The 26,994-nt window shown below is 48.3% G+C and carries 22 protein-coding genes; 16 read left to right on the top strand and 6 right to left on the bottom strand.

Annotated elements, in window-relative coordinates; translation table 11 throughout:
- Positions 1–2: 2 nt before the first annotated feature.
- Entirely contained in the window at positions 3–446 is a 444-nt protein-coding gene (cdd, locus tag ACXAFQ_RS08595; RefSeq protein ID WP_474820371.1) for a cytidine deaminase, read from the bottom strand.
- 107 nt (positions 447–553) lie between these two features.
- Here cdd and nlpI point away from each other — a divergent pair, with 107 nt between their 5' ends.
- A complete protein-coding gene (nlpI, locus tag ACXAFQ_RS08600) occupies positions 554–1,444 on the top strand; it encodes a lipoprotein NlpI (protein ID WP_474820076.1) in 891 nt (296 codons plus the stop codon).
- A gap of 12 nt (positions 1,445–1,456) precedes the next feature.
- Entirely contained in the window at positions 1,457–2,944 is a 1,488-nt protein-coding gene (locus tag ACXAFQ_RS08605) for a tetratricopeptide repeat protein (protein ID WP_474820078.1), read from the top strand.
- A 21-nt stretch (positions 2,945–2,965) separates the two neighbouring features.
- Here ACXAFQ_RS08605 and cysZ read toward each other — a convergent pair whose 3' ends face one another.
- A complete protein-coding gene (gene cysZ, locus ACXAFQ_RS08610) occupies positions 2,966–3,709 on the bottom strand; it encodes a sulfate transporter CysZ (RefSeq protein ID WP_474820081.1) in 744 nt (247 codons plus the stop codon).
- Positions 3,710–3,983: 274 nt separating this feature from the next.
- On the opposite strand from cysZ, the gene smc reads away from it, so the two are divergent.
- From smc to ligA, 3 genes are read left to right on the top strand one after another with little or no spacing between them, the layout of a single operon-like run.
- Positions 3,984–7,454 carry a chromosome segregation protein SMC gene (smc, locus tag ACXAFQ_RS08615; protein ID WP_474820083.1) on the top strand — a complete coding sequence of 1,157 codons (3,471 nt, stop codon included), beginning with the start codon at positions 3,984–3,986 and terminating at the stop codon, positions 7,452–7,454.
- Positions 7,455–7,475: 21 nt separating this feature from the next.
- Positions 7,476–8,672, top strand: coding sequence for a cell division protein ZipA (zipA, locus tag ACXAFQ_RS08620; protein ID WP_474820087.1), 1,197 nt, complete (start codon positions 7,476–7,478; stop codon positions 8,670–8,672).
- Between the two features lie 49 nt (positions 8,673–8,721).
- On the top strand, positions 8,722–10,764 hold the full coding sequence (gene ligA / locus ACXAFQ_RS08625) for an NAD-dependent DNA ligase LigA (protein WP_474820091.1): 2,043 nt from the start codon (positions 8,722–8,724) through the stop codon (positions 10,762–10,764).
- Positions 10,765–10,794: 30 nt separating this feature from the next.
- On the opposite strand, the gene ACXAFQ_RS08630 is transcribed toward ligA, so the two are convergent.
- Positions 10,795–11,322 carry a DUF2062 domain-containing protein gene (locus tag ACXAFQ_RS08630; RefSeq protein ID WP_070124098.1) on the bottom strand — a complete coding sequence of 176 codons (528 nt, stop codon included), beginning with the start codon at positions 11,320–11,322 and terminating at the stop codon, positions 10,795–10,797.
- A gap of 33 nt (positions 11,323–11,355) precedes the next feature.
- Between ACXAFQ_RS08630 and ACXAFQ_RS08635 the strand changes: the two genes are divergently transcribed.
- The 6 genes from ACXAFQ_RS08635 to ACXAFQ_RS08660 all read left to right on the top strand — a co-directional run bounded on the left by ACXAFQ_RS08635 (position 11,356) and on the right by ACXAFQ_RS08660 (position 18,624).
- Positions 11,356–13,740 carry a DNA internalization-related competence protein ComEC/Rec2 gene (locus ACXAFQ_RS08635; RefSeq protein WP_474820096.1) on the top strand — a complete coding sequence of 795 codons (2,385 nt, stop codon included), beginning with the start codon at positions 11,356–11,358 and terminating at the stop codon, positions 13,738–13,740.
- Positions 13,741–13,882: 142 nt separating this feature from the next.
- Positions 13,883–15,631 (top strand): lipid A export permease/ATP-binding protein MsbA, encoded by a 1,749-nt coding sequence (gene msbA, locus ACXAFQ_RS08640; RefSeq protein WP_474820098.1) that lies wholly within the window; start codon positions 13,883–13,885, stop codon positions 15,629–15,631.
- Between the two features lie 8 nt (positions 15,632–15,639).
- Positions 15,640–16,638, top strand: coding sequence for a tetraacyldisaccharide 4'-kinase (lpxK, locus tag ACXAFQ_RS08645; protein ID WP_474820375.1), 999 nt, complete (start codon positions 15,640–15,642; stop codon positions 16,636–16,638).
- Complete coding sequence (locus tag ACXAFQ_RS08650) at positions 16,638–16,832, top strand: Trm112 family protein (protein ID WP_474820102.1); 195 nt, start codon at positions 16,638–16,640, stop codon at positions 16,830–16,832. Before lpxK ends, ACXAFQ_RS08650 begins: the two co-directional genes overlap by 1 nt.
- Positions 16,829–17,590: a 3-deoxy-manno-octulosonate cytidylyltransferase gene (kdsB, locus tag ACXAFQ_RS08655; RefSeq protein ID WP_474820106.1), complete on the top strand. Its 762-nt coding sequence runs from the start codon at positions 16,829–16,831 to the stop codon at positions 17,588–17,590. The genes ACXAFQ_RS08650 and kdsB overlap by 4 nt, the downstream gene beginning before the upstream one ends.
- Before the next feature lie 2 nt (positions 17,591–17,592).
- Positions 17,593–18,624 (top strand): Kelch repeat-containing protein, encoded by a 1,032-nt coding sequence (locus ACXAFQ_RS08660; RefSeq protein ID WP_474820108.1) that lies wholly within the window; start codon positions 17,593–17,595, stop codon positions 18,622–18,624.
- On the opposite strand, the gene rimO is transcribed toward ACXAFQ_RS08660, so the two are convergent.
- Positions 18,614–20,068, bottom strand: coding sequence for a 30S ribosomal protein S12 methylthiotransferase RimO (gene rimO, locus ACXAFQ_RS08665; RefSeq protein ID WP_474820110.1), 1,455 nt, complete (start codon positions 20,066–20,068; stop codon positions 18,614–18,616). The genes ACXAFQ_RS08660 and rimO overlap by 11 nt on opposite strands.
- 155 nt (positions 20,069–20,223) lie before the next feature.
- On the opposite strand from rimO, the gene ACXAFQ_RS08670 reads away from it, so the two are divergent.
- Complete coding sequence (locus ACXAFQ_RS08670; RefSeq protein ID WP_474820114.1) at positions 20,224–20,766, top strand: DUF2919 family protein; 543 nt, start codon at positions 20,224–20,226, stop codon at positions 20,764–20,766.
- Here the strand turns inward: ACXAFQ_RS08670 and ACXAFQ_RS08675 are convergent.
- Complete coding sequence (locus tag ACXAFQ_RS08675; protein WP_070124090.1) at positions 20,717–21,124, bottom strand: hypothetical protein; 408 nt, start codon at positions 21,122–21,124, stop codon at positions 20,717–20,719. The genes ACXAFQ_RS08670 and ACXAFQ_RS08675 overlap by 50 nt on opposite strands.
- 45 nt (positions 21,125–21,169) lie before the next feature.
- Positions 21,170–21,943: a tRNA cyclic N6-threonylcarbamoyladenosine(37) synthase TcdA gene (gene tcdA / locus ACXAFQ_RS08680; RefSeq protein WP_474820118.1), complete on the bottom strand. Its 774-nt coding sequence runs from the start codon at positions 21,941–21,943 to the stop codon at positions 21,170–21,172.
- Positions 21,944–22,167: 224 nt separating this feature from the next.
- On the opposite strand from tcdA, the gene ACXAFQ_RS08685 reads away from it, so the two are divergent.
- From ACXAFQ_RS08685 to ACXAFQ_RS08700, 4 genes are all read left to right on the top strand, one after another.
- On the top strand, positions 22,168–23,133 hold the full coding sequence (locus ACXAFQ_RS08685) for a glutathione S-transferase family protein (protein ID WP_474820120.1): 966 nt from the start codon (positions 22,168–22,170) through the stop codon (positions 23,131–23,133).
- The gene (locus ACXAFQ_RS08690; protein ID WP_474820124.1) at positions 23,126–23,956 is read left to right on the top strand and encodes a pirin family protein; all 831 of its coding nucleotides are present in this window, start codon (positions 23,126–23,128) and stop codon (positions 23,954–23,956) included. The genes ACXAFQ_RS08685 and ACXAFQ_RS08690 overlap by 8 nt, the downstream gene beginning before the upstream one ends.
- Before the next feature lie 155 nt (positions 23,957–24,111).
- The gene (locus ACXAFQ_RS08695) at positions 24,112–25,533 is read left to right on the top strand and encodes a mannose-1-phosphate guanylyltransferase/mannose-6-phosphate isomerase (RefSeq protein ID WP_474820129.1); all 1,422 of its coding nucleotides are present in this window, start codon (positions 24,112–24,114) and stop codon (positions 25,531–25,533) included.
- A complete protein-coding gene (locus ACXAFQ_RS08700) occupies positions 25,530–26,990 on the top strand; it encodes a phosphohexomutase domain-containing protein (RefSeq protein ID WP_474820134.1) in 1,461 nt (486 codons plus the stop codon). Before ACXAFQ_RS08695 ends, ACXAFQ_RS08700 begins: the two co-directional genes overlap by 4 nt.
- Positions 26,991–26,994 lie beyond the last annotated feature (4 nt).

The following is a 26,994-nucleotide window of genomic DNA, read 5'->3' on the forward strand; positions in this document are numbered from 1 at the left end:
TGTCAGGCTTTTTCTTTGCCAGCGCTTAAATTGCTGAACCGAAAAGCGTGAGGTAATAGTTCGCCAACGGTAAAGGTTTCCTGTTGACCACCGTCGGTGACCATAATAACCGGGGTCTCATCATCGGCAAACTCAGCAATTTTCTGGCGACAGCCCCCACAGGGAAAACATAAGCTCTCGTTGGGACTGGATATAACAATCGCTGTTATTTTTTTAGCGCCGCCAGCCACCATTGCACCAATAGCGGTGGCTTCTGCGCACTGGCCTAGGGGATAAGCTGCATTTTCCACATTACAGCCTGAAAAGATGTTGTCGCCGGTGGTAAGAACCGCTGCGCCGACATGAAAGCCGGAGTAGGGGGCGTGGGCGTTCTCCCGGGCGGTTTGGGCAGATTCTATTAGTTGTGTTATTCTTTTATTTTCCATGACATTTCTCTTGTGACGCAGGCTTTACTTTTTAATGTAAATCAGCGATGGTGTCAGCCATCGTTTGCTGTCAGGAAGACAGTCTCCCGCATCCTTGTTTTTTTATAGTGAGTAGACACATTTTTAACATGCGTAAAGTCATTAGTCTCATCTTTTTTTCTTCTCTTACTGTCGCTCTATCTGGTTGTGCCAGCCAGCCTGTGCCGGAACAGAAAGCTGAAATGGGTAACTTATTGCTGGCAGAACCCGCGCCGGTAAATCCGCGCTCACAAATGGCCATTGCCCGTTATAACCAAATTCTGGCTAATGCATCAATTCCTGAAGAAGACAGAGCCGAGTTGCTTTATCAACGCGGCATGCTTTACGACAGTGTAGGGTTAGGCGGCTTAGCGCAGTACGATTATTCTCAGGCGCTGCAGCTGAAACCCGATATGGCAGAAGCCTACAATTCCATGGGGATTCACTTCGTTCAGCAACTAGACTTCATTCAGGCTTATGAAGCGTTCGACTCAACGTTAGATATTGATCCGGAATACGATTTTGCTTTTCTGAATCGGGGCATTGCGCTTTATTATGGTGGTCGTGCCGATTTAGCGGTTGATGATCTGGCAAAGTTCCAGGTTAAGGACCAAAGCGACCCGTTTCGCGTATTGTGGACCTATTTTGCCAAGCATGATGTGAATGCTGAAGAAGCGCAGGCGTATTTACTCAAAGCAAGCAGCCAATTAAACCAAAATCACTGGGCGGTGAAGTTGGTCGAATTGTTCCTCGGTTCGGCCTCAGAAAACGACCTGCTCAACTCTCTCATTGAAGGTATTTCGAGTCAAAAAGAATTGACCGACCGCTTATGTGAAGCCTATTTCTATTTAGGGAAGTATCACTCGGCGCTAGGAAATAAAGGCATTGCTTCCAATTACTTCAAACTGGCACTTAGCACTAACGTATACGATTATGTAGAGCATCGTTATGCCAGAATTGAACTCAACCGCCTTCGCCAGTCTACCGACGCTGCGGAATAACAACGTTCTTTTATGCGTGGATTCATTGTTGCCCTGCTGGCAATTCTGTTAGTAGCGGCTGACACCAGTCACGACAGTAAACAGCTCCTGCTTAATGCCGAATATGCCGAGAAGCCTGCGCCCATTTTGTGGGAAGCCGCGCGAAACGGCAGTGAGGTTGCTGAGACTCGTTTGGTTGCCTGGGCGTCGCTGAATAATTCTGAATATTGGTTGAACAAGCTCGTTGCACTGGATAATGCCGACGCGGCCTGGGCGTTGTATCAGCTTATAGGTGATGATGAGAAAAGCGACCGGTTAATGGGACTCGCTGCCATCGGCAATGTGCCCGAAGCACAGTTGGCCTACGGCATGGCCACCGAAGATCCGCAAAAGCGGGAAACCTGGCTTAAACGGGCCGCGAAGCAGGGCTACCTGCCTGCACAGGCTGCATTAGCGGATTGGTATATGCTCAATGAGCAGCCTGAAGAAGCCCGAGCCTGGCTCAGGATCACGGCGAATGATTATCCGCAAAGTGCGTTTCAGTATGGTCGTTTGTTGTGGGACGATGGAAATCGCGATGCAGCCCGGAACTGGATAGAGCAGGCTGCAGATGGTGGCCACGTTATGGCGGAAAAAGTAAAACGAGTGCTGGCAGACTATGCGCCGTTTAAAGCCGGAAATGTCCGGGCCCGTAACTGGCAGAATACAGATTGTGCGCAGCGAGTAGGGGTGTTCGCCACCTCGCTTTCCACTATTGTTAAAGCCGATGAGCTGGTCGGGGCATTTCGTAAAGATCGGCGTTTTAATAATTTAGCGGTGTGCTTAGATACTCCCGTTTGGCTCGAAAAAGGCAGTCTGGATTGCCAGGCTGAATATAAAGGTCAGCCCCGCCTTGGCTGCGATGTACGGCCTTTGGCAAATGCCGTTGAAAAACGTCAGCTCACCCATGCAATCGTGGTGTCTGAACAAGGCAAGGCCAATGTGAATAATGGCGTAATGTTCCTTGATCTTATCGATTCGTACGCGGTATTAGTGCACGAGTTGGCGCACTTTGCCGGTTTCGTTGACGAGTATGCACTGGGGAAAAACGCGGCTGAGCGCTACTGTGGCAGCGGCGATGCACCTAATTTAATATTTGATGGCAAGCTCACCTACGCGCCGTTGTCTACCCTCGATAATTGGCAAAAACTGCAACCGGGAGTAGGAATTTGGCCAGCACAAAGTTGTGCTCGCAGCGACATACGTGCTTATAAGCCCTCAGGCCATATCACGTTTCTTGAACATCACGATAGTGGCGATATCCCTCCCATTTACATGGCCTTGTGGCGGCAACAGCTCACACGACCAGCGGCACAGCGCCCAATATTCATGAATTTATTTCAGGCATTTCAAAAGGCAGGGCAGACGCCTCAGGCCAGTAAATGGCTTAACCGATATAATGGGTTTCTTGGGGCGTCAAATGATGAAGAAAGCAGCCAAAAAACAGATATTGAGCAGGAAGATCTTCCGGCTCAATTCTGATAGCAAATTTAGTGTTAATAATTAACGTTGGTCGAAGTCTGGTTTAAGGTGGTCAACCCACATGGCGGTGGCACCACAGATGGCAACCGGCATAACAACGAAATTAAGCAGCGGTACCAGAGAAAACAGGCTCACACCTACGCCAAACGAAAAACACTTGGTCTTGTGTTGCCCGAGATGGTATCGCATCACGCGAAAAGGCACTTTGTGGTTATCGTAAGGGTAATCACAATATTGAATTGCCATCATCCAGGCATTAAAAGCAAACCACAACAATTGTCCAATTACTGGCAGTAACAGAAACAAAAACAGAAATACGATGGCGCGGGGCAGGTACCAAACCAGTTTAGCGAGCTCTCTTCCTAACATGCGAGGCACGTCTTTAATCAACGACCAAACGCCTTCGTCGCCAATTGATTTTCCAGACAAATGCCGTTCTACTTTTTCTGAAAGAATGCCATTGAATGGGGCGGCTATCCAATTCGCTAAGGTGCCGAAAATGAGTGCGAAAATCAGTAATACCGAGACCACGGCAACAGGCCAAAGAATAAAAGTAATAAAGCTTTTTAGCCAGCCAAGCCACTCGGGGATCAGGCTCATTAACCAGGTGATCCCTTCACCAATTTGCCCATAAAGAAAGTAAAACGCCACTGAAAAAAGCAGCAAATTCACAATCAGGGGAATAAATACAAATCGCTTGAGGCCTTTGGTTGTGATCAGGCTGAAGCCGGAAAGAAAGTAACTGAAACCACTTTTACTCTGCATCTTAACTCCTGTAGAGGTTTAGGGGGTATTAAACGGGCACCACCGAACAAGTGATAACTAAGCCAACATATTATACCTGCCTGATTTTACAAAGCTAAAACCCAATTGTTACAGCGTGTTAGTTTTGGTAGAGTCAGGGCATAATAATAATGTGAGCTTTCTCATACCGTGAGTTTTCACGATAATTGGGTGAAAAAACGTCGATGCTGATTTTTCCGGCATGTTTCTATCGCAATGATGTTTCTCTTGGGTGTCATTTAACCCGGGAGCATGCATGCGTCTGAAGAAAATCAAACTCGCTGGTTTTAAATCTTTCGTCGATCCTACCACTATTCCTTTTCCCGGCGACATGACCGCCATTGTTGGCCCTAATGGCTGCGGAAAATCAAACGTTATCGATGCAGTACGTTGGGTTCTCGGAGAAAGTTCTGCGAAAAATCTCCGTGGCGACGCCATGACCGATGTTATTTTTAATGGCTCATCGGCGCGAAAGCCGGTAGGGCAATGCTCTGTGGAGCTGGTGTTCGATAACAGTTCTGGTCGGATAGGCGGCGAATATGCTCAGTATAACGAACTGGCGGTACGCAGGTTGGTTACCCGGGAAGCACAGTCACATTATTTTCTAAACGGGACGAAGTGCCGTCGTCGTGATATTACTGATTTATTTCTAGGTACCGGACTCGGGCCCCGTAGTTACGCGATTATCGAGCAAGGAATGATTTCCCGTTTAATCGAGTCTAAACCACAGGAATTGCGCGTCTTTATTGAAGAAGCAGCAGGGATTTCAAAATACAAAGAACGCCGTCGGGAGACTGAAAACCGCATTCGTCATACCCAAGACAACCTGGAACGCCTTGAAGATGTGCGTGGTGAACTGGGCAGGCAACTGGAGAAACTGCAACGACAGGCTGCCGCAGCCCAACGATATAAGGCACTTAAAGCGTCGGAGCGTAAATTAAAAAGTGAGCTTTCTGCACTTCGCTGGTTAAAGCACAGTGATCACATTGAAAAAGTGGAAGGTGAAAAGGCCCAACTACAAAATGAACTCGACGCCCTGATTGCGCAGCAGCGTGGCGACGAAGCCGGTATCGAAACCTATCGCACCCAGGCCGAAGAGATAAAAGCGACGCTGGATGATTTGCAGCAAAATTTGTTCACCGTGTCTACACAAATCACCCGTATTGAACAAAACGCGTTGCACAGTCAGCAGCGTGAAACACAAATTGATGCGGAACTTGAAGGACTGAAAGAACGCCGTGCGCTGTTAGCCGTTTCCTTACAAGAGGCCAGAAATGCTCTCGCTATGGCCACGCAAACACTGGAAGCTTCAGAGCCTGAGCTATTGATGCTAGAAGAAACCATTGATCAAGCCGCGGAGCAGGAATCGCTGGCTGAATCTGCGCTTCGGGAGTTTAACCAAAAACGCCGCGAGCAAGAAAATCTTTATCACGGTTTAAAGCAGAAAGTGCAGGGGCTACACAGCCAAATTCAGTCTACAACCACCATGCAACTTCGCACCACTCAACGTATTGGTGAGTTAAACGAAGAACTATCAGCCTTGCAAGACGACACCCTGGATGCAAAACAGGATGAAGCCCAACGTGGCCTGGCTATTTATGAAGAGCGGCTTGCCATAGCCGAGGATGAAATCAATCTGGCTCAGGAAGCGCACCAAACTGCTAGAGATACGCACCAACAAGCGCAGGCACAGTTCACCGATGCTCAGCGATATTTGCATCAACTTGAATCGCGGTTTGCTGCTTTGGAAAGTTTACAAGAGTTGGCGGCGTCAGAAGCGGCTGCATTGCCCGCTGGTGTGGCTAAGCTTTGGCAGTCTGTTAAAGTAAAACCCGGCTATGAGCCGTTGATGGAGCAAGTTTCCGTATGGCTTAACGATCCACTGGTTGCAGAAGAATATTCACTGGAAACGATCATTGCCTCGGTGGATTACTTTCCTACCGGCCATCGTTTGTTCGCACTTTCCCTACAGGATACAACCCGCACTGGTACCCTGGCTGAAATTATCGACGGAGATTATGTACCTGCCTGTTTTTATCGCATTCGGCTGGTTGAAACGCTTTCCCAAGGCCGCGATCTGTTACCGTCTCTTGAACCTCACGACTCGGTAATATGCGCAGACGGCAGTTGGTTGGGGAAAGACTGGCTTATTCATAAAACGGCGCAGGAAGAGACCGCAGGCGCGATACAGCGATTGGCTCAAATGCGTATGCTGGAAAACGATATTGCGTTGTCTACGGATAAAGTCACCGCTTGTAAACAGGCGCTTGAGATTGCTGAGGAGCGGTTAACGACCCTGGCGCGGCAAGTCGATGAGAACCGTCAACAACACGTACAACTGCAACAACAATTACAACAGCAACGTCACCAACTCGATTTATTTATTCAACAAGCTGAGCAACTGGCTTACCAGCAGTCAAAAACGAACGAAGAACTCGCCCGTCAGCAGCTTAATTTGGCGCGGGATGATGAACAGCTCGAAACGTTCACAGAACAACTTGAAGATCTCGAAATGCAGTTGATGGATGCCGAAGAAGAAGAGCAGTCGGCACGATACAACCGGGAGTCGTTGGAGCAACGTCTACGGGATAGCCGTCAAAGTGCTGAGCAGCAGAAATCCCGTAAACATCAGCTCGAGCTCACCGTTCAGCAACAGCGAAATCAGCAGGAAATGTATCGCCAACAGGTTACGCGTAACGATGCTCAACTGGTTGAGTATCAGCAGCGAGAAGTGGAATTGGATAGGGAAAAACAATCACTTAGTCAACCTTTGGCGTTGCAAGAAGAGCAACTGCAACAACTGCTCATTCAGCGTGAAGATATCGAAGCTGCGCGGATTGAAAAACAAGAATCGTTAACTGAGATGGAAGGCCTGCTACGAGAGGCACAGCAAGGTCACCAAGGGCTGGCAATTAAAATTCAACAGCGTCAGTCTGTCATCGATGGTTTGAATATTGAAATTGAAGGTGCCCGGGTAAGAGCGATGTCTGTGCTCGAGCAACTGCAGGAAACGGGGCAGTCGTTAAAAGAAATATTGCCAGAATTAAGCGACGATGCCGATGAGCAAAGCTGGCAGCAGGAGCTCGATAAAACGTCTGCTGCAATTAGCCGTTTAGGGGCTGTGAACCTTGCCGCGGTGGAAGAGTATGAAACGCAGGCTGAACGTAAACAGCACCTCGACACGCAATTTGATGATTTGGTCTCGGCGCTGGATACATTACAAACGGCAATCCGCAAGATAGATAAAGAAACCAAAACCCGATTCTCAGCGACCTTTGAACAGGTTAATGACGACTTGAAACAACTGTTCCCGAAGGTATTCGGCGGTGGTTCTGCGTATTTGGCGCTAACCGATGACGATTTGCTTGAAACAGGCGTCACTATCATGGCCCGTCCACCGGGCAAGAAAAATAGTACAATTCACCTGTTAAGCGGTGGAGAAAAAGCCTTAACCGCTTTATCATTGGTGTTTGCAATTTTCCGGCTTAATCCGGCGCCCTTCTGTTTACTCGACGAAGTGGATGCGCCGCTGGATGACGCCAACGTGGGGCGTTTCTGTAAACTGGTATCAGAAATGTCGAAATCGGTGCAATTTATCTATATCACCCACAATAAGATTGCGATGGAAATGGCAACCCACTTAACCGGTGTTACCATGGCTGAGCCAGGTGTATCACGTATGGTAGCAGTGGATGTTGATGAAGCCATGGCCTTCGTCGAAGCATAAAAAAAAGGGCGAACGAATTAAATGGATGAACTACGTTTATCACTCCTTATCTTTGGTACTTGCTTTATCATTGCTGTGCTTGCGCACGGTATTTGGAAAATTCGCAAGAATAAGACTCAAACCCGTAAAGAGCGAATTGAACCCCGTCAATGGCATGATGATTCTCATCAGCGTTCTCGCGATGTTCAGGAAGAGTGGCCGGAACAAGACGATACCAATGAAGAGCAAAAAAATTACGATGACTTAGGTCTTGGCGAGGTACGTGTGGTGTCCTCTACAAAGCCCGCGCCAACGAATTCAGACATCACTGCGGATGAAGATTTTCTCGACATCAATCCGCAGGATACGTCAGAAGATGCTTCTGAGGAACCCGTAAAGCTTTACGGTTCTGTTGTCACAAATCCTAAGCCGCACATAAAGTCAGGTCGCCCGGTTAATGGTGAAGATTTGACTGATGAAGGGATACCTGAGCCACCAGGATTCCTTATTCGCAAAGATGCGTCGGCAGAGAACCACACAGGTACAACGACTGCGGAAACTGAGCAACAAAATTCGGTGCCTGCTGACGATTTTCAGCTCGACCCTCAGTCAGTGCCAGACGATGGTGCTGATGCCGACGAGCAGTACGACAGCGATGCAAAGCGTTCATCACGTAAACGTGGCACAGTTCGCCGTCGCCAGGAGCCGAATTTCGGCGATGATCAGATGAACATTGATTTTGATGAAACCCAGGTCGCCGGCGCGGCGTCACAGCCTGCCGCTGATGAAGCACCGCTGAGTGAATCTGAGCAGGAAGTACTTGTGATCAATGTTCGCGCGCCGGAAGAGTCGACAATTTCCGGTGCTACACTGTTGCCATTGTTGCTCACGCTGGGCTTTAAATTTGGTGATCAGGATATTTTTCATCGCCACGTGAATTCTAATGGTAAGGGCCCTGTATTATTTAGCTTAGCCAATATGTTCAAGCCGGGTGTGTTCGATATCGATAATCTGGAAACGTTCTCCACCCAAGGCGTGTCGCTGTTTATGATTTTGCCCATTGAAGGGGATGCCCATCAGGTCTTTAACATGATGCACAATGCAGCACGCAAAATTGCCGATGAATTTAACGCACAAATCCTCGATGGGCGGCGAAGTGTACTAACGAAACAAGGGTTACAGCAGTACATGGAGAAAATCCGCGAATTTGAACGTCGGCGAATGATTACCCGCACATGATTTACCCGCTGCCGCATTATTGCGGCAGCTTTTTTTGTAAGAGATCTTTATGTCTGAAAACCCATCTGTTGATAGTCGTATTGCTAACCTTCGCGATACGATTAACGAATATAACACCCAATATTATGTGCAGGATGCGCCTTCAGTGCCTGACGCTGAATATGACCGCCTGTTCAAAGAATTAAAAGCCCTCGAAGCTGAACATCCCGATCTCATCACCCCGGATTCTCCCACCCAGAAGGTAGGAGGTGCACCGCTTTCTGCTTTCGATCAGGTCACCCATGAAGTGCCTATGCTGTCTTTGGATAACGCATTTGATGAGGCATCTTTAAATGCGTTCGAAAAGCGTATTGGCGATAGACTTAAAGATCATAAAAAATTGATTTATAGCTGTGAGCCAAAACTCGACGGCTTAGCGGTAAGCATATTGTATGAAGACGGCTTATTGGTACAGGCCGCGACCCGTGGTGACGGGCAGGTGGGCGAGAACATTACCCAGAATGTTAAAACCATTGGAAACGTACCGCTGCGTCTGAAGGGGGATAATATCCCGGCTCGCATTGAGGTACGGGGTGAAGTGTTCATGCCTAAGGCGGGCTTTGATAAATTGAATGAGCGCCAGCGTGCCGAAGGGGGAAAGGTGTTTGCCAACCCGCGTAATGCCGCTGCCGGCAGCCTTCGACAGCTTGACAGTCGCATTACTGCAAAGCGCCCGCTCATGTTCTATTGCTATTCATTAGGTGTCGTGACGCCAGATGATTTTGCCCTGGCAGAGCTGCATAGTGAACGATTGAAATCGCTGGGCGAGTGGGGGTTACCTTTGTGCCCGGAAGTGTCTGTGGCTGAGGGGGCATCGGGTTGTCTGGATTACTATCATCAAATCTTGGAAAAGCGTGACGCTTTACCTTACGACATCGACGGTGTGGTGTTTAAAGTCGACAACATTGAACTGCAACAAACTCTAGGCTTTGTTGCCCGCGCACCGCGCTGGGCTATCGCCCAGAAGTTTCCTGCACAGGAAGAAATCACACGTTTAATTGATGTGGAGTTCCAAGTAGGCAGAACCGGTGCAATTACGCCTGTTGCGCGTCTGGAGCCCGTTTTCGTTGGTGGGGTGACGGTATCAAACGCCACCTTGCATAATCAGGATGAAATTGCCCGTCTCGGCGTGCGTATTGGTGACTTTGTTACCATTCGACGGGCTGGCGATGTGATCCCGCAGGTTGTGTCTGTGGTGGAAAATAAGCGCCCAGACGATACCCGGGAAGTGTCGTTTCCACAAACCTGTCCGGTGTGTGACTCACAGGTAGAAAAACTGGAAGATGAGGCCGTGGCACGTTGCACTGGCGGTCTTGTTTGTGGTGCACAGCGAAAGCAAGCTCTGAAGCATTTTGCTTCACGCAAAGCGTTTGACGTTGATGGCTTAGGGGATAAGTTGGTAGATCAATTGGTTGATGCGGAACTGGTAAAAAGTCCCGCAGATTTTTTCAATCTTTCATTGGGCGAGTTGGTGAGCCTGGAGCGGATGGCGGAGAAATCGGCTTCAAACCTGCTGACCTCACTTGAAAAAGCGAAAACGACCACGCTCCCGCGTTTTCTCTATGCCTTAGGTATTCGTGAAGTAGGTGAAGCCACAGCGGCCAATCTTGCAAATCACTTCTACACGCTCGATAACTTATACGCTGCCGACATTGAGGCTCTCAAAGCGGTTTCAGATGTGGGGGAAGTGGTAGCAACCCATGTGTATAATTTTATTCATGAAGCGCATAACCGTGAAATTATCGATAACCTGTTATCGGCGGGCATCAATTGGCCTGAGATTAAACAAGTGGATTCTGCAGAATTGCCCTTTGACGGTCAGACTTGCGTGCTGACTGGCACACTGACGGCCATGGGGCGTAATGAGGCCAAAGCGCTACTGCAGCAACTTGGTGCTAAAGTGGCGGGTTCCGTATCGGCAAAAACAGACTTTCTAGTTGCTGGTGAAAAGGCCGGTTCTAAACTGACCAAAGCTCAGGATTTAGGTGTTGCGGTTTGGGATGAAGAAAAGTTACTCGCCGTATTATCAGAACACGGTTTGTATGAAGGTTAACCGCAATGGTTAACCTTTAAAATGAAGTACTCAGGAAGCGCGATGGCGTCGGGCTTCCTGCCTTGCCCGCCAGCTTTTCTTCACAGAAAAGCGCCAAAGGAAATTCAGGCCAACGTAGCCTAATAAGCCAAACACCACAGAGCAAATTCCACATCCCACCAGAAAAGCAGGACCAATGGTTTCAATGCTTTCTATGATCCATTTCCAACTGAACTGTAATTCAAAGTGTTGCGGTTGCGTGCCGAGTACGGTGGTACCCACTTTATATGCAGCATAAAAAATGGGTGGCATGGTGAATGGGTTTGTTATCCAGACCGTTGCTACAGAAAGCGGCAAATTTGCCCGGAAGGGTATGGCTGTCGCAGCAGAAAGCCACATTTGAAATGGCACTGGCCAAAACGCGAAAAATAAGCCGATGCCAAAAGCGTGGCTGGCCGAACGTCGGTTCAGGTGCCATAGGTTCGGCTCATGCAAGACGGTACCAAAGATCCGTAGCGCTCGGTTATGCTTTATTGTCTGATGATCTGGTAAAAAACGTCTTATAAATTTTTTTGGCATACATTCATTCAGTTAAAAACAAGCACTTCTCAGATGTACCAATATCTCACCGTTTGGACCACGGGATTCAGTCTTTCCGCCATGTCTGCTCGATACTGGCCATTCCTGCCGGGCAAACGCTGGATTGTGCTAACAGCCTGTATTGTGATCATTATCCATATTGCGATACATCGCGATGTATTTAACAAGCACCTTGTCAGGCTTATCAAAAAAAATAGTCGTGTCGCTAATTGGTACGGGCAAACGACGAAACCGTTTACTGTCGTCTCATTTATGATTAGCGGGATAATGTCAGGAATGATTTGGATGGCAAGTGTAGGGCATTGGTACTTGGCTTGGCAACTCCCTGAAAGCAAAATTCAACAAGATGTCATAGTTTCGGGGCGGATAACTCAGACCCGCGATATTGGGCACGATCAGCAATTGATTTTGGCTGTGCATCAATTCGGCGACGATGCGGTTTTCCCGTCCCCCTCATTGCTACTATTTGTAGAAAAGGCAATCGGACGATTCCAGCTTCACCAGCACGTTACCCTGAGTGTCAAACTTAAACCTGTATCGGGTATGCTCAATCCTGGCGGCGATAAGCGTAGTTGGTATGTGAGCAAAGCCATTGTGGCTTCTGGTACGGTAAACGCGTCTTACGCCAATCGCATTACAGAACCTGCGTCTAGCTTTCATCACTTTGCCGCTGCAAGAAGTCGTGAGGTTGGTTACTCACGTTGGCTAGTCGCACTGTTAACCGGCGACCGAAGGGGATTACAGCAAGCGGATTGGCAGTTAATGCGAGAAACGGGAACAGGACATCTGTTTTCAATTTCCGGGCTTCACGTTGGCATGGTAGCACTTTGGGCATCAGTGTTAGCGAGCGCGATGTATGGCGTGATTTTTTGGTTATGGGGTTTACCGCACAATCGCTGCAATGTGCGTGGTTTTACCTTTATTGTTGTGGTGTTGCTGACCGCGCTTTACGCCACATTAGCTAATTGGCAGGTGCCGGTAGCGCGAGCCTGGTTGTTAGTGTTGTTGCTAACCGGTTTGTTCTTTAGCAGGGCTGTCTGGTCGTGGCTGCAGCGCTTCTTATTAATGATTGTTGCGTGTATTTTACTTTTTCCGTTCGGGATTTTTGGCAGTAGCTTTTACTTAAGTGCAGGGGCGCTGGCGTTGTTGCTATTCATCGGCAGTCGGTACTCGGCTACAGGCGAAAACCGGCTGAGCAAACTAAAAGGGCTCATCGTGTCGCAATGTGCGCTGTCGTTTCTTTTGCTCCCGGTTACGGTGGGCTTTTTCGATGCTGCGTCTTTATTAACGGCGCCGGTTAATCTTCTCGCCATTCCTGTTGTTACTGCCATCGTACCTCTAGGAATGGTGGGGCTGGTAATGAATTACTTTACTTCGCAGCCAAACTGGCTGTTAGATATCGCTGATTTCGTGATGAGTATACTGGTGAGTGGCCTTACTTTTGTACAACCCTGGATGCTTTCAATGAGCCAGCTCAACATTCAGCCTATGGTCGCCATCCTGACCCTATGTGCCATGCTGTTGTTGCTTATGCCGCCGTTCCGCTTTCGATGGCTGTGTATTGTATTACTTAGCATGCCATTGAGTCTTTCTTTTCTAAAACAGAATCCGGACCCTTGGATAGTGCATGTTTTTGATGTGGGTCACGGTTCCGCTATCGTCATTTCCCGTGGAGAGAGGGCAGTGTTAATCGATTCAGGTCCTTCTTTTGAACAGGGCAATATGTTGCGCACAGTTGTCATTCCCACACTCAGGCATCTGAATATTAAGCGGGTCGACCACGTTATTTTCACCCATGGCGACGATGACCATGCTGGCGGTAGAAAGGATATTGGTTTACTGTCGCAATTAAGTCATGAACCCGTAGCCACTGACGTTCGAGATAACCTCAAGGGTTGTCAGCGAGGCGATGCCTGGCAATGGCAGAACATCTCATTTTCGGTGCTATGGCCCAGGCCGGGCAATACCTTAGATAACAACGCCCAATCCTGTGTACTTCGTATAAGCGAAAACGGGCGCTCATTGCTTATTGCTGGCGACATCCCCAAATCGTCTGAATATGATTTGCTATATTTACTCGAAAAAGAACCGGGCATGAAGTTGCAGTCTGATTTACTTATCGCCCCTCATCATGGCAGCGACACGTCGTCGTCTCGCGCATTTGTCACTGCTGTCTCACCCAAAGTAACGGTGTTTACCACAGGCGCATTTCATCGATGGCAGTTGCCCGATGAGGAGGTGCAGGCGCGATATGTTAACGTGGGAAGCGAAGTGTACGACACTGGACAGCACGGATACGTGCGGCTCACCATAACAACGGATAACGTGATAGCACAGCCGTTTAACCGAGAAATCAGTCCACGTTGGTTCGATAATCGTGTGCAACATCAAGATTGAATTGTTACTGGTTCAGCCCCATTTCCACGAGCTGGTTGAATAATGCATCGCTCCGTTATATTGGCTAAAACAGTGTCATCATTGGGAATTCTTCCATTTCCAGTTACAATAGCGACGAGCGATAATTAAGTGATGAGAATACATGCAAAATCCCGATCCAGCGGCAAGTAATCAACGCCGTTTCTTCAGCTATCTGCAACCCTACAAACTGGCCTTTTTCGTTGCAGTCATCGGCATGATTGGCTATTCCGCGGTAGATACTTTTGTCATCTCAAATACGAAAACCCTGATTGATGAATCCCTTGGTGCCGGAGACAGTGATTTCCTGCGCCTTGCTGCTATTTGCATCGTGCCGCTTTTCATTTTGCGCGGGTTGTTTAATTTTCTTGGTACCTACACGCTAAGCTGGATTGGCTCCCGGGTTGTTATGACCATGCGACAGCAATTATTTGAAAAATACATGCATTTGCCGGTGTCATTTCATGATCAGCAAGCGGTGGGCACGCTGATCAGTAAAGTGACCTATGATACCGAGCAGGTTGCCAATGCTGCCAGTAAAGCGTTACTTACCATTGTACGTGAAGGCGCGTTCATCATTGGCGTACTTGGCTTTATGCTGTATTACTCCTGGCAGCTGTCGGCGATATTTCTGGTTATTGGCCCGGTGGTTGCTGTTATAGCGTCTTTTGTCAGTAAGCGTTTTCGCAAGGTCAGCCGCAACATTCAAAAATCCATGGGGAGTGTGACTGAATCCGTGGAGCAGGCCGTGAAGGGCCATAAAGTGATTTTGATGTTCGGCGGCCAGGACTTCGAACGTGAACGCTTTGCTCAGAAAAACAATCATAACCGCCAGCAGACCATGAAGCTGGCGGTAACCCAAATCCTGAGCGTTTCCTCCATTCAGGTTATTGCTTCAATTGCGCTTGCTGTAGTGTTATTTATGGCCAGTTTGCCAGAAATTCTTGATGAACTTACTCCCGGTACTTTTATCAATGTGGTGATTTACATGGTGATGTTGCTTAAACCACTTAAGCAACTGACCACCGTAAACAATGAGTATCAGCGGGGTATGGCCGCCTGTAACAGTATATTTGAAACGCTCGATGAAGAAATTGAAGTCAATACGGGAACAAAAGTGATCGACAGGGCCGAAGGTAATATCGCTTTTGATGAGGTCACATTCTGCTATCCGGGTAAAGAACGTCCAGCGTTAACCAATATCAGTTTTCAGGCTAAACCCGGCGAAACTATCGCGCTGGTGGGTAAATCTGGTAGCGGTAAATCAACCATTTCTTCACTCTTAACCCGATTTTATATTCCGCAGCAGGGCCAGGTGCTGCTTGATGGTGAGAACATCAATAATATTGAATTGCGAGCCCTTCGAAAGCAGTTTGCTTCGGTGTCGCAACATGTCACGTTGTTTAACGATACCATTGCAAATAACATCGCCTACGGTGTAACCGACAAAGTCAGTCGTGACGAAATTGAACAAGCGGCTGATATGGCTCATGTTACTGAGTTTGTCGGCATGTTGGATGACGGCCTCGAAACGGTTATTGGTGAAAACGGTCTGATGTTGTCGGGCGGACAACGCCAGCGTATTGCAATTGCCCGGGCTATTCTGGCCAAAGCGCCGGTACTCATTCTCGATGAAGCCACCTCGGCACTGGATACCGAGTCAGAAAAACTCATTCAGGATGCTCTGGAGAAACTGCAGCAATCCTGTACGTCGTTGGTGGTGGCGCATCGCTTGTCTACCATCGAAAAAGCGGACCAAATCATCGTTGTGGATCAAGGGCGAATTCTCGAGCAAGGCCGACACGACGAACTGCTGGCGAAAAAAGGCCATTATGCACAACTTCATGCACTGCAGTTTGGTGAGACCCAATAGTGAGCGCTGTGCAGGAGCTTTGGTACAAGAAGTCACTAGTAGCTTGGCTGCTGTGGCCGTTTTCTGCCTTATTTTGTTTAATAAGTGGCGTACGTCGAGGCCTGTTTCGCACTGGTATAAAAACCAGATCGAAACCCGATGCGTTTATTATCGTGGTAGGAAATATCACGGTAGGGGGCAACGGAAAAACACCGGTTGTGTTGGCAGTGGTCGAGCATTTTAAAACCCAGGGTGTGCCGGTTGGAGTTCTCAGTCGCGGTTACGGGGGCACAATGACAGCGCATCCTCACCTTGTTTCACCAAACGACGAGGCCAGTGTGGTTGGCGATGAACCAAGTTTGATTGCCCGCCGTGCCGGTGTGCCTGTGGTGATAGATCCGATTCGAGCCCGCGGCGCGGCGAAACTCGCCGATGAGCTGGGTTGCAAAGTGATTGTCTGTGATGATGGCTTACAGCACTATGCGCTGAAACGTGATCTCGAACTTGTGGTAATGGATCAGCGTTTGCTGGGGAACGGTCATTTGTTACCCATGGGCCCCTTAAGAGAGAAACCCAATCGACTTGCTTCTGCTGACGCGCTTATTTTGAATGGTGATGTTGATTTAACAGCACTGAATCAAACGGTGAATCTTCCCCAGGACTTTGGTTTTACGCTAGTTGGTAACGGTTTCGTCAATGTGCGTAACAATGAGTTGAAGCGCATTAGCACGGATTTTACCGGTAAAAGTGTCACTGCTTTGGCAGGAATAGGCCATCCGAAACGCTTCTTTAAACAGCTTTCCGACATGGGAGTAAACCCCGCTCATTGTCGTGCGTTCGCTGACCACCATCATTTTCAGCCCGAAGATCTGCCTGATGGCACTGTGCTAATGACCGAGAAAGACGCGGTTAAAGTACATGAATTTGCCCACGATGACTGTTGGTATTTGCCTGTTGAGGCAAGTTTTCCAACAACGTTCTATGCATTTCTCCATCGGCATTATGTTAATTACAGTAAGGAAAAATAATGAGCTTCGATGTTAAATTATTAGATGTACTGGCTTGCCCGGTATGTAAAGGCAAGCTGGCAGTGGCTCAGGATAAACAAGCATTGCTGTGTCGTTTTGATCGCCTCAGTTATCCAGTCATCGATGGTATTCCTGTGCTGATTGAGGCAAAAGCGAGCCAGTTGTCCTCTGATGAGTTGGAAGCGGCAAGATGAACGACTTTACCGTCATTATTCCCGCCCGTTTTGGTTCTTCCCGCTTTCCGGGAAAACCCCTTGCTGATATCAACGGTAAACCCATGATTCAACATGTGGTGGAACGGGCAGAGGAAGCCGGTGCATCCTCTGTTATCGTTGCTACTGACGACCAGCGTATTGCTGATGTTGCTTCTGCGTTCAGTAAGGTGGTGATGACGTCGCCCGATCACGAATCTGGTACCGAACGGCTTTCTGAAGTTATTCGGTTACAGGGGATCTCTGACGATACCTTAATTGTAAACGTGCAGGGTGATGAACCCTTTGTGCCAGCCGCCAATATTCGCCAGGTGGTAGAGAACCTTTCCCGTCGCGAAGATGTGGCAATAACCACGCTCGCCACAGAAATGCAGTCATCTGAAGATGTGCTTAACCCTAATATGGTTAAAGTGGTTCGTAACGAAAAGGGAGAAGCGCTATATTTCTCTCGATCAGCCATTCCCTTTGCGCGAAGTTCGATGCTGAGCAATCCGCTCAATAATGATCCTGCAGGCTTCCTTCGCCATATTGGCTTATATGCTTATCGTGCCGGTTATGTGTGTCAGTATGTGGATTACACGCCCAGTGCCCTCGAGCACATTGAATCACTAGAGCAGCTACGGGCGCTATGGTACGGCGATAAAATACATGTAGATGTGGCAGTTGAACCACCCCCCGTAGGTATCGATACGCCGGAAGATCTCGACCGATTACTTGCTCACTTGAACCAAGGAAGCTAAATATGACCTTTAAAGGTCTCGTTGCCCGAATTACGCTGACATTCATTGGTGTGACAGGGGTAAGTGGCACATTTTCACATGCCCATGCGACAAGTGAATTTCATTGGTCACTGGGGCCGTCATTGCCTTTATCGGTACAGGAAATTTATCCTGCCGTGCATAATAACCAGATTTATGTGGCTGGTGGGCTAACTGCCGGGAAAGATAAGTTCTCGGTTTCTGACCAGGTTTTCAGCATTAGCGCCGATGCAAATGATTGGCAGACGTTGCCGTCTTTTCCTGCGCCTACGCACCATGCTATGTTGGCTTCTGCTGGCGGGAGCTTGTGGGCGTTTGGTGGATTTACCGAAAGTGAAGACGGGCAGTGGAATAATTCTTCCGCCGTTTATCAGTTTGATGAAAAGCAAGCAGAATGGGTTAAACGAAACCCTATGCCGGTACGGCTTTCAGAAAGTATCTCCGCGGTAATCAATGGCAAAGTTCACCTCGCTGGTGGACGCACTTCAAAAGATGACAATTACCGCTGGCAACATCATCTCGACTCCGATTGGCACGGTATTTTCGATCCTGACTCGAAAGTTTGGCAGACAGGAGCCCCGTTACCTACACCTAGAAACAGTGCTTGCAGTGTTGTGTACGACAACAAATGGCATGTCATTGGTGGGCGAACTGTAGAGGGCGGAAATACCAATGTGCATGAAGTTTTCGATGTGAGCACTGATGAATGGAAAACTGAAAAACCGATGCCTGAAGCGGCAGCAGGGATTGCTTGTGCTGTTCTCGATGACAGCATTTTTGTGTTTGGCGGTGAGTACTTTGACGACCAGGGCGGCGGTGTTTTTTATAAAGTATGGCGCTATGAGCTAAAGAGAAAACGTTGGTCGGAAGCTGCGGTTATGCCAGTTCCGAGGCATGGTTTGGGTGCGGTGACGTTTGACAATGCTATTTGGTTAATAGGTGGCGCCGCAGAGGCGGGACCTCATGATACCCGCCATACTGTAAGTAAATTTACGTTGATGAAGGCTACGCAGTAGCCTCATCATCCAACGCTTCCTCATCTTCTGGGCTGATAACTCCCCAAACGTCATGCTGATCAGCGTGAATGATTTCTGCCCATACCCGATCACCCGGCTTCACATCGTGGACACCATTCAAATGCACCACGCCGTCAACTTCTGGCGCATCTGCATAAGTGCGGCCAACCGCACCTTCGGCGTCTACACTGTCGATGACCACCAGATATTCTTTGCCTATGCGCTGTTTGAGGCGCGCAGCGCTGATTTCACTTTGCACTTCCATAAAACGTGCTAGGCGTTCTTGTTTGATATGTTCAGGCACTGGATCGGGTAAGTCGTTCGCTTTTGCGCCTTCTACCGGGCTGTAAGCAAAGCAGCCAACGCGATCGAGTTGCGCTTCACGAATAAAATCGAGTAATTCTTCAAATTCTTCTTCGGTTTCACCAGGGAAACCAACAATGAACGTCGAGCGGATGATGAGTTCCGGACATGCCTCCCGCCAAGCTTTTACCCGTTCAATGGTACGCTCGGCGCTGCCAGGACGCTTCATTAAACGCAGTATGCGTTTGTTGGCATGCTGGAATGGAATATCCAGGTATGGCAGAACGCGACCTTCATTCATCAGTGGGATCAGATCATCTACGTGAGGGTAGGGATACACATAGTGCAGACGAACCCACATATCCAGCTCGCCCAACTTCTCGCAAAGTTGCTGCATGTGAGCTTTAACCGGCATGCCGTTCCAGAATCCTGTACGGTGTTTAACATCTACACCGTAAGCACTGGTATCTTGTGAAATCACCAGTAGCTCACTTACGCCTGCTGCTTTGAGTCGTTTCGCTTCGTCAAGTACTTCACCCACGGGACGACTAACTAAATCACCACGCATGGAAGGAATAATACAGAACGTGCAACGGTGGTTGCAGCCTTCGGAAATTTTCAAATACGCGTAGTGACGAGGCGTCAGCTTTATGCCGTGATCGGGTACTAAGTGTTCGAAAGGATTATGAACTGGCTTAGGAAGATGCTCGTGCACTTGCTCAACCACCGATTCATAGGCGTGAGGGCCTGTGATAGCTAAAACGTTCGGGTGAACTTCGCGAATTTCGTCTTCTTTGATGCCCAAACAACCGGTAACGATAACTTTGCCGTTTTCAGCCAGTGCTTCACCAATGGTGTCGAGAGATTCCTGCACTGCGGAGTCAATAAAACCGCAGGTGTTAACAATGACTAATTCGGCATCGTTATAGGTGGGAACAACATCGTAACCTTCAGTGCGTAACTGAGTAAGAATGCGTTCAGAATCCACCAGGTTTTTAGGACAGCCGAGGCTGACAAAGCCGATTTTCGCTGCGGGATTTGAAGAGGTATTTTCGCCAGCCTGCTGACGGCCTGCTTCAAGGACTTTTACCGGTGTTTCCAGCGTGGTGGTCTGGTTCGGTATAAACTTTTCTACGGTCATTTTTTCACATCACAAAACACAATGGAGGGATTATATCATTTTTACAGCGCAGCGCCGTTAAAAACGGCAGCCTGGTTTAAAAACCTGTCTTTGCTACACCGGCAACTGATAGACTAGGTCTCTTTTTTAATGCAACACACTTAAATAAACATTCCATGCTTCTTCCACTTCACTGCTATGACGAAGCGGGCAGGGTAAAACCGCCGCTCTGGCTTTATTGGATGCTAATTCTGTTGTGTTCAGATTGGCTGGCCCTAGTATTCTCGTTGCTTACTTTTGGCAAAACCTCGGAATTGCTGTCTTTATTCTATCCTGACCGTTCGCAATTAGGCATGCGATTACTGGCTACGCTGCCTTTTGTTGTTACCTTGTTACTGCTTGGCAATCGAGAGCGATTATGGAAACGAGGGTGGACGGAATGGAGGAAACTAATTTACCCATTGCTGATGATGGGTGTGGTGATGAGCATACTGGCGCAAGTGCTACCCATGGGGCACGATCACTGGGCTTTTCACTGGACACCGGCCGCATTCTTACTGGCTAATCTTATTTTGGCGTTAACCGCATTGCAGAGCATTCATCTAAAAACACTGTATGCTGACTGGCGATATCGGGAGCCAGAATCTGCGAAACTGGCTCAAGCCGATGTTACTGAACCTGCTGGCCAAGGGCCTGTTCAAAATAGAGCGCAGCGCTGATATTGCTGTTATTCACTAAACGTTCATAGCAAATACCTGCGAAAGCATAAGAGCGATCAGCCACATCCAGCACCACGAAAGGGGCTTCAGGATCGGTGTCGTCATAGCGCCAGTGCCCACCTGCAAGCTTTCTGTAGCATTCACCCAAGTATGCGCCGTAAATATTGCAAATAGTGAAGACGGCAGAATCTTCCAGGGCACGATCCTGATATTTATCCAGAAAGGAAAGCAGAATGTCGTCTACTTTGCTGACACTTTCTTTGCTGAAATCCAGCGTAACGTCAAATTCTTGCTCAGCAGTTCGCACAGCATCAACGGAACATTCTTCCATCAGTGTGGCAAGTTCGGCCTGTTTCATTGTGTTCTCCTTTTTCTTTATTGTGCGCGTTATCCGGCGATCTGTCTATTTTGATGTCAAACGATTGATAACAGAAGCGGCTGCAAACATACCAAATGTTGCGGTAACGGTGACAACCGCACCAAATCCGCCGGCGCAATCGAGTCTGGTACCGCCCTCTAAGGCTGACTTGTTATGACAGACAGAGCCATCTGGTTGTGGGTAGCGCAGCTGCTCAGTTGAGTAAATGCATTCCACACCGAAGCGGCGTTTAGGATTTTTACTGAAATTATAAAATCGGCGTAAATCGCTTCTCACTTTAGCCGCTAACGGGTCCTGAATGGTTTTCGCGAGGTCGCCGCGGGTAATTTGAGTTGGGTCAATCTGCCCACCGGCACCGCCAATGGTTACCACATGGATTTTGTTGCGCTTACAGTGTGCGATGATCGCAGCCTTGGCTTTCACGCTGTCAGTGGCTTCAATCACACTGTGCATATCGGCCGTGATTAATTCCCTTACGTTCTCAACGGTAACGAAATCTTCAATGGCATTAACGCGACATTCAGGGTTTATTAAAGCTATACGCTGCGCCAGCACATCAACTTTTGGCTGTCCGACTGTGTTATCGAGAGCGTGAATTTGGCGGTTAATATTGGTTGTACAGACATCGTCCAGATCAATCAGGGTGATTTCAGCCACCCCTGAGCGAGCGAGTGCTTCAGCGCTCCATGCACCAACCCCACCAACGCCGATAACACAGACGTGGGCATTGGTTAAAGCGTGAAGTCCATCATTGCCATATAGCCGGGTGATACCACCGAAACGTTGTTTATCGCTCATAACTTGCCATTCGTTTTTGCCAGAATAACAGCGGCGCAGACTGTGCCGCTGCAGGGGGGCGCATAGTACCTTTTCTTGGTGTTATTTGCAGTAGTTGCGCTGCAACAAGGCTATTTATTCCGTCATTGTCCTATTAAAACGAATAATGAATCCGTCATTTGCCAAAATACGTTCAATAACAGGTGTGGTCTAATGAATCTAAGATAAAGTTTAAGGAGTGTCTGATGGGATTACTGGTAGACGGTAAGTGGCAAGATAAGTGGTATGACACCGACAGTAACGACGGTAAATTTCAACGTCAGAAGTCAGTGTTTAGACATTGGGTAAAAGATGAAGCGGATGCTGATTTTTCACCAGAGAGTGGGCGCTATCATTTGTATGTGTCCTTGGCATGTCCATGGGCACATCGCACCCTTATTTTTCGCGAATTGAAAGGTTTAACCGATCATATTGATGTCTCGGTGGTGTCGCCTGAAATGCTGAGTAATGGGTGGTCGTTTGATGAACAATCCGGCAGCACGGGTGATCACTTGTACGGCTTTAAGTTCATGCATCAACTGTATACCAAAGTGGACGATGGGATCACGTCCCGTGTAACAGTGCCTGTTTTATGGGACAAAAAAACGGAGACTATCGTCAGTAATGAATCGGCAGACATCATTCGTATGTTCAATTCTGCTTTTAATGCGCTAACGAATAATACACTAGATTTCTACCCAGAAACCTTACATGCAAAAATCGATGAGATTAATGCGTTGGTTTACGACAATATTAACAACGGCGTGTATAAGTGCGGGTTTGCTACCAGTCAGAAAGCGTATGAAGAGGAGTTCAGCAAACTGGTGAATGCCCTCGACATTGTGGAAGAGATGCTAAGTAAGCAACGTTATCTTTGCGGTGAAACGTTAACCGAAGCTGACTGGCGCTTGTTTACCACGCTGATCCGTTTTGACCCCGTGTATTACGGCCACTTCAAATGCAACCACAAACGCATTGTCGACTATCCGAACCTTTATGATTATATGCGGGAGCTGTATCAGTATCCCGGCATAGCTGAAACTACTGATTTTACCCATATTAAGCGGCATTACTATTTTAGCCATACGATGATTAATCCTACTCAGGTGGTACCTGTTGGGCCGTTTCAGGATTTATCAGCACCACACACAAGAGATAAAGATTATGAGTAATCGCACGGTTGTGACACTGCATCAGGGCAAAGCCACTCAAGACGGGGCCGGCGTTTCATTAACCCGGATTATTGGTCAGCCTACATTGCCGCGACTAGATCCGTTTCTGATGTTGGATTTCTTCGGTTCAGATAACCCCGGAGAATACATAGCGGGCTTTCCTCCTCATCCGCATCGCGGGTTTCAAACCGTGACGTACATGTTAGCGGGCAAAATGCGACATCGTGATTCCGTTGGTAACGAAGGTGTCATTGATGCAGGTGGAATTCAGTGGATGAACGCGGGGCGCGGGCTGATCCATGAAGAGATGCCAGAGCAGGAATCGGGTTTACTGCAAGGATTTCAACTGTGGGTAAATCTTCCCGCGGCCGACAAGATGTCAGCGCCAGGCTACGAAGACATTAAGCCAGACCAGGTGCCATCTGTTGCGATTGGGCAACACAGTATTGCCAAGATATTGGCCGGTGAGCTGAAGGGGCAAAGCGGACCAGTAAAAAGCCATGCCGTTGCGCCGCGATTCCTTGACCTACAAAGCCAAGAAACCGACCGTGTTAGTGTAGAATGTGAGTCTGAACACAATGCTTTCCTGTATTGCTATCAGGGTGGCGCAGAGATTGCTGGTACTTATATTGAAGCAGGAAAGTTAGCCGTGCTGAGTCAGGGTGACAATATTGATATTTCGCTGGATGCGAATTCAAAGTGCATCTTGGTTTCTGGGCAGCCGATAAACGAGCCTATCGCACAATACGGGCCATTTGTAATGAATACTGAGGCCGAGATCCATCGGGCGATTCAAGATTATCAGCGTGGTGAACTCGCCTGATAAATAGGCACTTTTGCGGGGTTTTGTTTCATTTCTGTTAAAAATGCCCGTTTTATCCACTTTCCTGCATCCTGTAATTGAACCGAAAAAGGTCCTGCCTTAGTATGAGCTAAGGCAGGAAAAAGAATCTAGCTGTAAAACAAACAGGAAAGTCAATGAAACCAGTTATCTTAGCCGGTGGGACAGGAAGCCGTTTATGGCCGAAGTCACGTGCCGCACTTCCAAAACAATTTCTCGCGTTAACTTCTGAGCAGACCATGTTACAAGAAACGGTAACTCGGCTGAAAGGCACGGACTCAGAGGCACCCGTTTTCATTTGTAATGAAGCTCACCGGTTTCTGGTTGCAGAACAGTTGCGTGTTCAGAACATAGCGCACGACGGTATTTTACTCGAACCCGTGGGCCGAAACACGGCACCGGCTATTGCACTGGCCGCGTTGCATGCGACACAGGGCGGGGAAGACCCAATCTTACTGGTGCTGGCTGCTGACCACCTGATTAAAGATACCCATGCTTTCCACACCGCCATTGATAAAGCTGAAAAGCTGGCGAAAACCGGCAAACTGGTCACGTTTGGTATTGTACCGGACCAGCCACATACCGGTTACGGTTACATTAAAGCCGGCGACGGCATCGACCATGGCTACGTGGTAGATGAGTTTGTTGAAAAGCCTAATATGGATACGGCAGAGAAGTATGTCGCTTCAGGTAAATATTTCTGGAACAGCGGTATGTTTATGTTTAAAGCCAGCCGCTATCTGGAAGAAGTGGAAAAATACAATCCTGAGATTCTTGCTGTGTGTAAACAGGCCATTGAAACGGAATCACCGGATTTAGATTTTATCCGTGTTGACGCCGACGTATTTGCCGGTTGCCCGGACGATTCTATCGATTATGCCGTGATGGAGAAAACCGACAGTGCTGCCATGGTGCCACTGGATGCAGGTTGGTCTGATGTAGGGAGTTGGTCATCGCTGTGGGAAACCGCTGAAAAAGACACCCGCGGTAACGTGGTAGTGGGTGATGCGATTTTAGAGGGCGTAAACAACAGCTACATCAACGCCGAACAGCGTTTGATTTCCGTTATTGGCCTGGATGACGTGGTGGTGGTAGAAACCAAAGACGCCATCATGGTTGCGCACAAAGATAAAGTGCAGGACATCAAGAACGTAGTTAACCGCCTGAAAGCGGAACAACGTCCTGAATTTGAATTCCACCGCGAAGTATTCCGTCCGTGGGGCAGTTACGATTCCATCGATAATGGTGCCCGTTTCCAGGTGAAACGCATTACGGTGAAGCCGGGTGAAAAACTGTCGGTGCAGATGCACCACCACCGCGCTGAACATTGGATTGTGGTAAGCGGTAGCGCCAATGTCACCATTGGCGAAGAAACCCATTTTGTTACCGAAAACCAGTCTAAATACATTCCAATTGGTGAAGTTCACGCATTAGAAAACCCGGGTAAAATTCCATTAGAGCTGATTGAAGTACAATCTGGTGGTTATTTGGGTGAAGACGATATCGTCCGCTTCTCCGACCGTTACGGCCGTACTGAGAACAAAGGTGGCAAAGCGTGAGTCAGCCGATTACCTGCTTTAAAGCCTACGACATTCGCGGAGAACTGAATACCCAGCTCTCCGAAGACGTTGCGTACCGTATCGGGCGTGGCTTCGCCACCGAACTGAATGCAAAAACCGTGGTGGTAGGGGGCGATGTGCGTCTTACCTCCACACCATTGAAACTGGCTTTAGCGGCTGGCCTCATTGATGGTGGCGCCACGGTGTTGGATTTGGGTGATACGGGTACCGAAGAGATTTACTTCGCCACTAAGCACCTTGGTGTCGATGGCGGTATTGAAGTAACAGCAAGCCATAACCCGATTAACTACAATGGCATGAAAATGGTGAAAGCCGGTTCGGTGCCCATCAGTGGTGATACGGGCTTAAATGCCATTAAAGATGCCGCGGAAGCGCTGGATGCTAGCCTTGTCGCCGAACGATTGGCGTTTTACTGCAATGGAGAAACCATTGATGCTGACGCGTTCTTCAACGGCAAAGCCCATGTCTCGAGAGACAAACTCAAAGCCAGTGGCCAGTATGAACTGAAAGACTGTCTGCCGGATTATGCCGAACATGTGGTGTCGTATATCGACACAGCAAACCTGACGCCGCTTAAAATTGTGGCAAACTCCGGTAATGGTGCAGCAGGTAAAGCGCTGGATGCAATCGAAGCGTTGTTTAAGGCAAAAGGGGTACCGGTAGAATTTATCAAGGTACACCATCAGCCCGATGGCACTTTCCCTAATGGCATTCCTAATCCACTGTTACCAGAAAACCGCGACGATACTGCGCAAGCTGTCATCGACAGCAAAGCCGATTTCGGTATTGCCTGGGACGGCGACTTCGACCGCTGCTTCCTGTTCGATGCAAACGGCGTATTTATCGAAGGCTATTACATCGTGGGTTTACTTGCACAGGCGTTCATCGATAAAGAAGCGGATGCAAAAATCATCTACGACCCGCGGGTGTTCTGGAATACCGAAGATATCGTGAAGTCAGCAGGTGGTATTCCGATTAAATCGAAAACCGGCCATGCGTTCATTAAAGAAAGAATGCGCAAAGAAGATGCGGTATATGGCGGCGAAATGAGCGCCCACCATTACTTCCGTGATTTTGCGTATTGTGATTCAGGGATGATTCCGTGGTTGCTGGTGGCAGAATTGCTGTGTACCAAGCAAATGAGCCTGGCAGATATGGTAAAAGCCCGTATTGAAGCGTTCCCGTCGTCGGGTGAAATCAACAGCAAATTGAAAGATGCTGATGCGGCACTTGCACGTATTAAACAGAAATACGAAGCCGACGCCCTGGTGATTGATGATACCGACGGTATTGGCTATGAATTTGCTGAATGGCGATTCAATTTGCGTAAATCCAATACAGAGCCGGTTATCAGGCTGAATGTGGAATCGAAAGGTGACATTCCACTGATGGAAGCAAAGACCGAAGAATTGATTACGCTTATACGAAGTGAGTAATTGA

The organism is Alteromonas sp. ABH2_165, assembly GCF_056159945.1.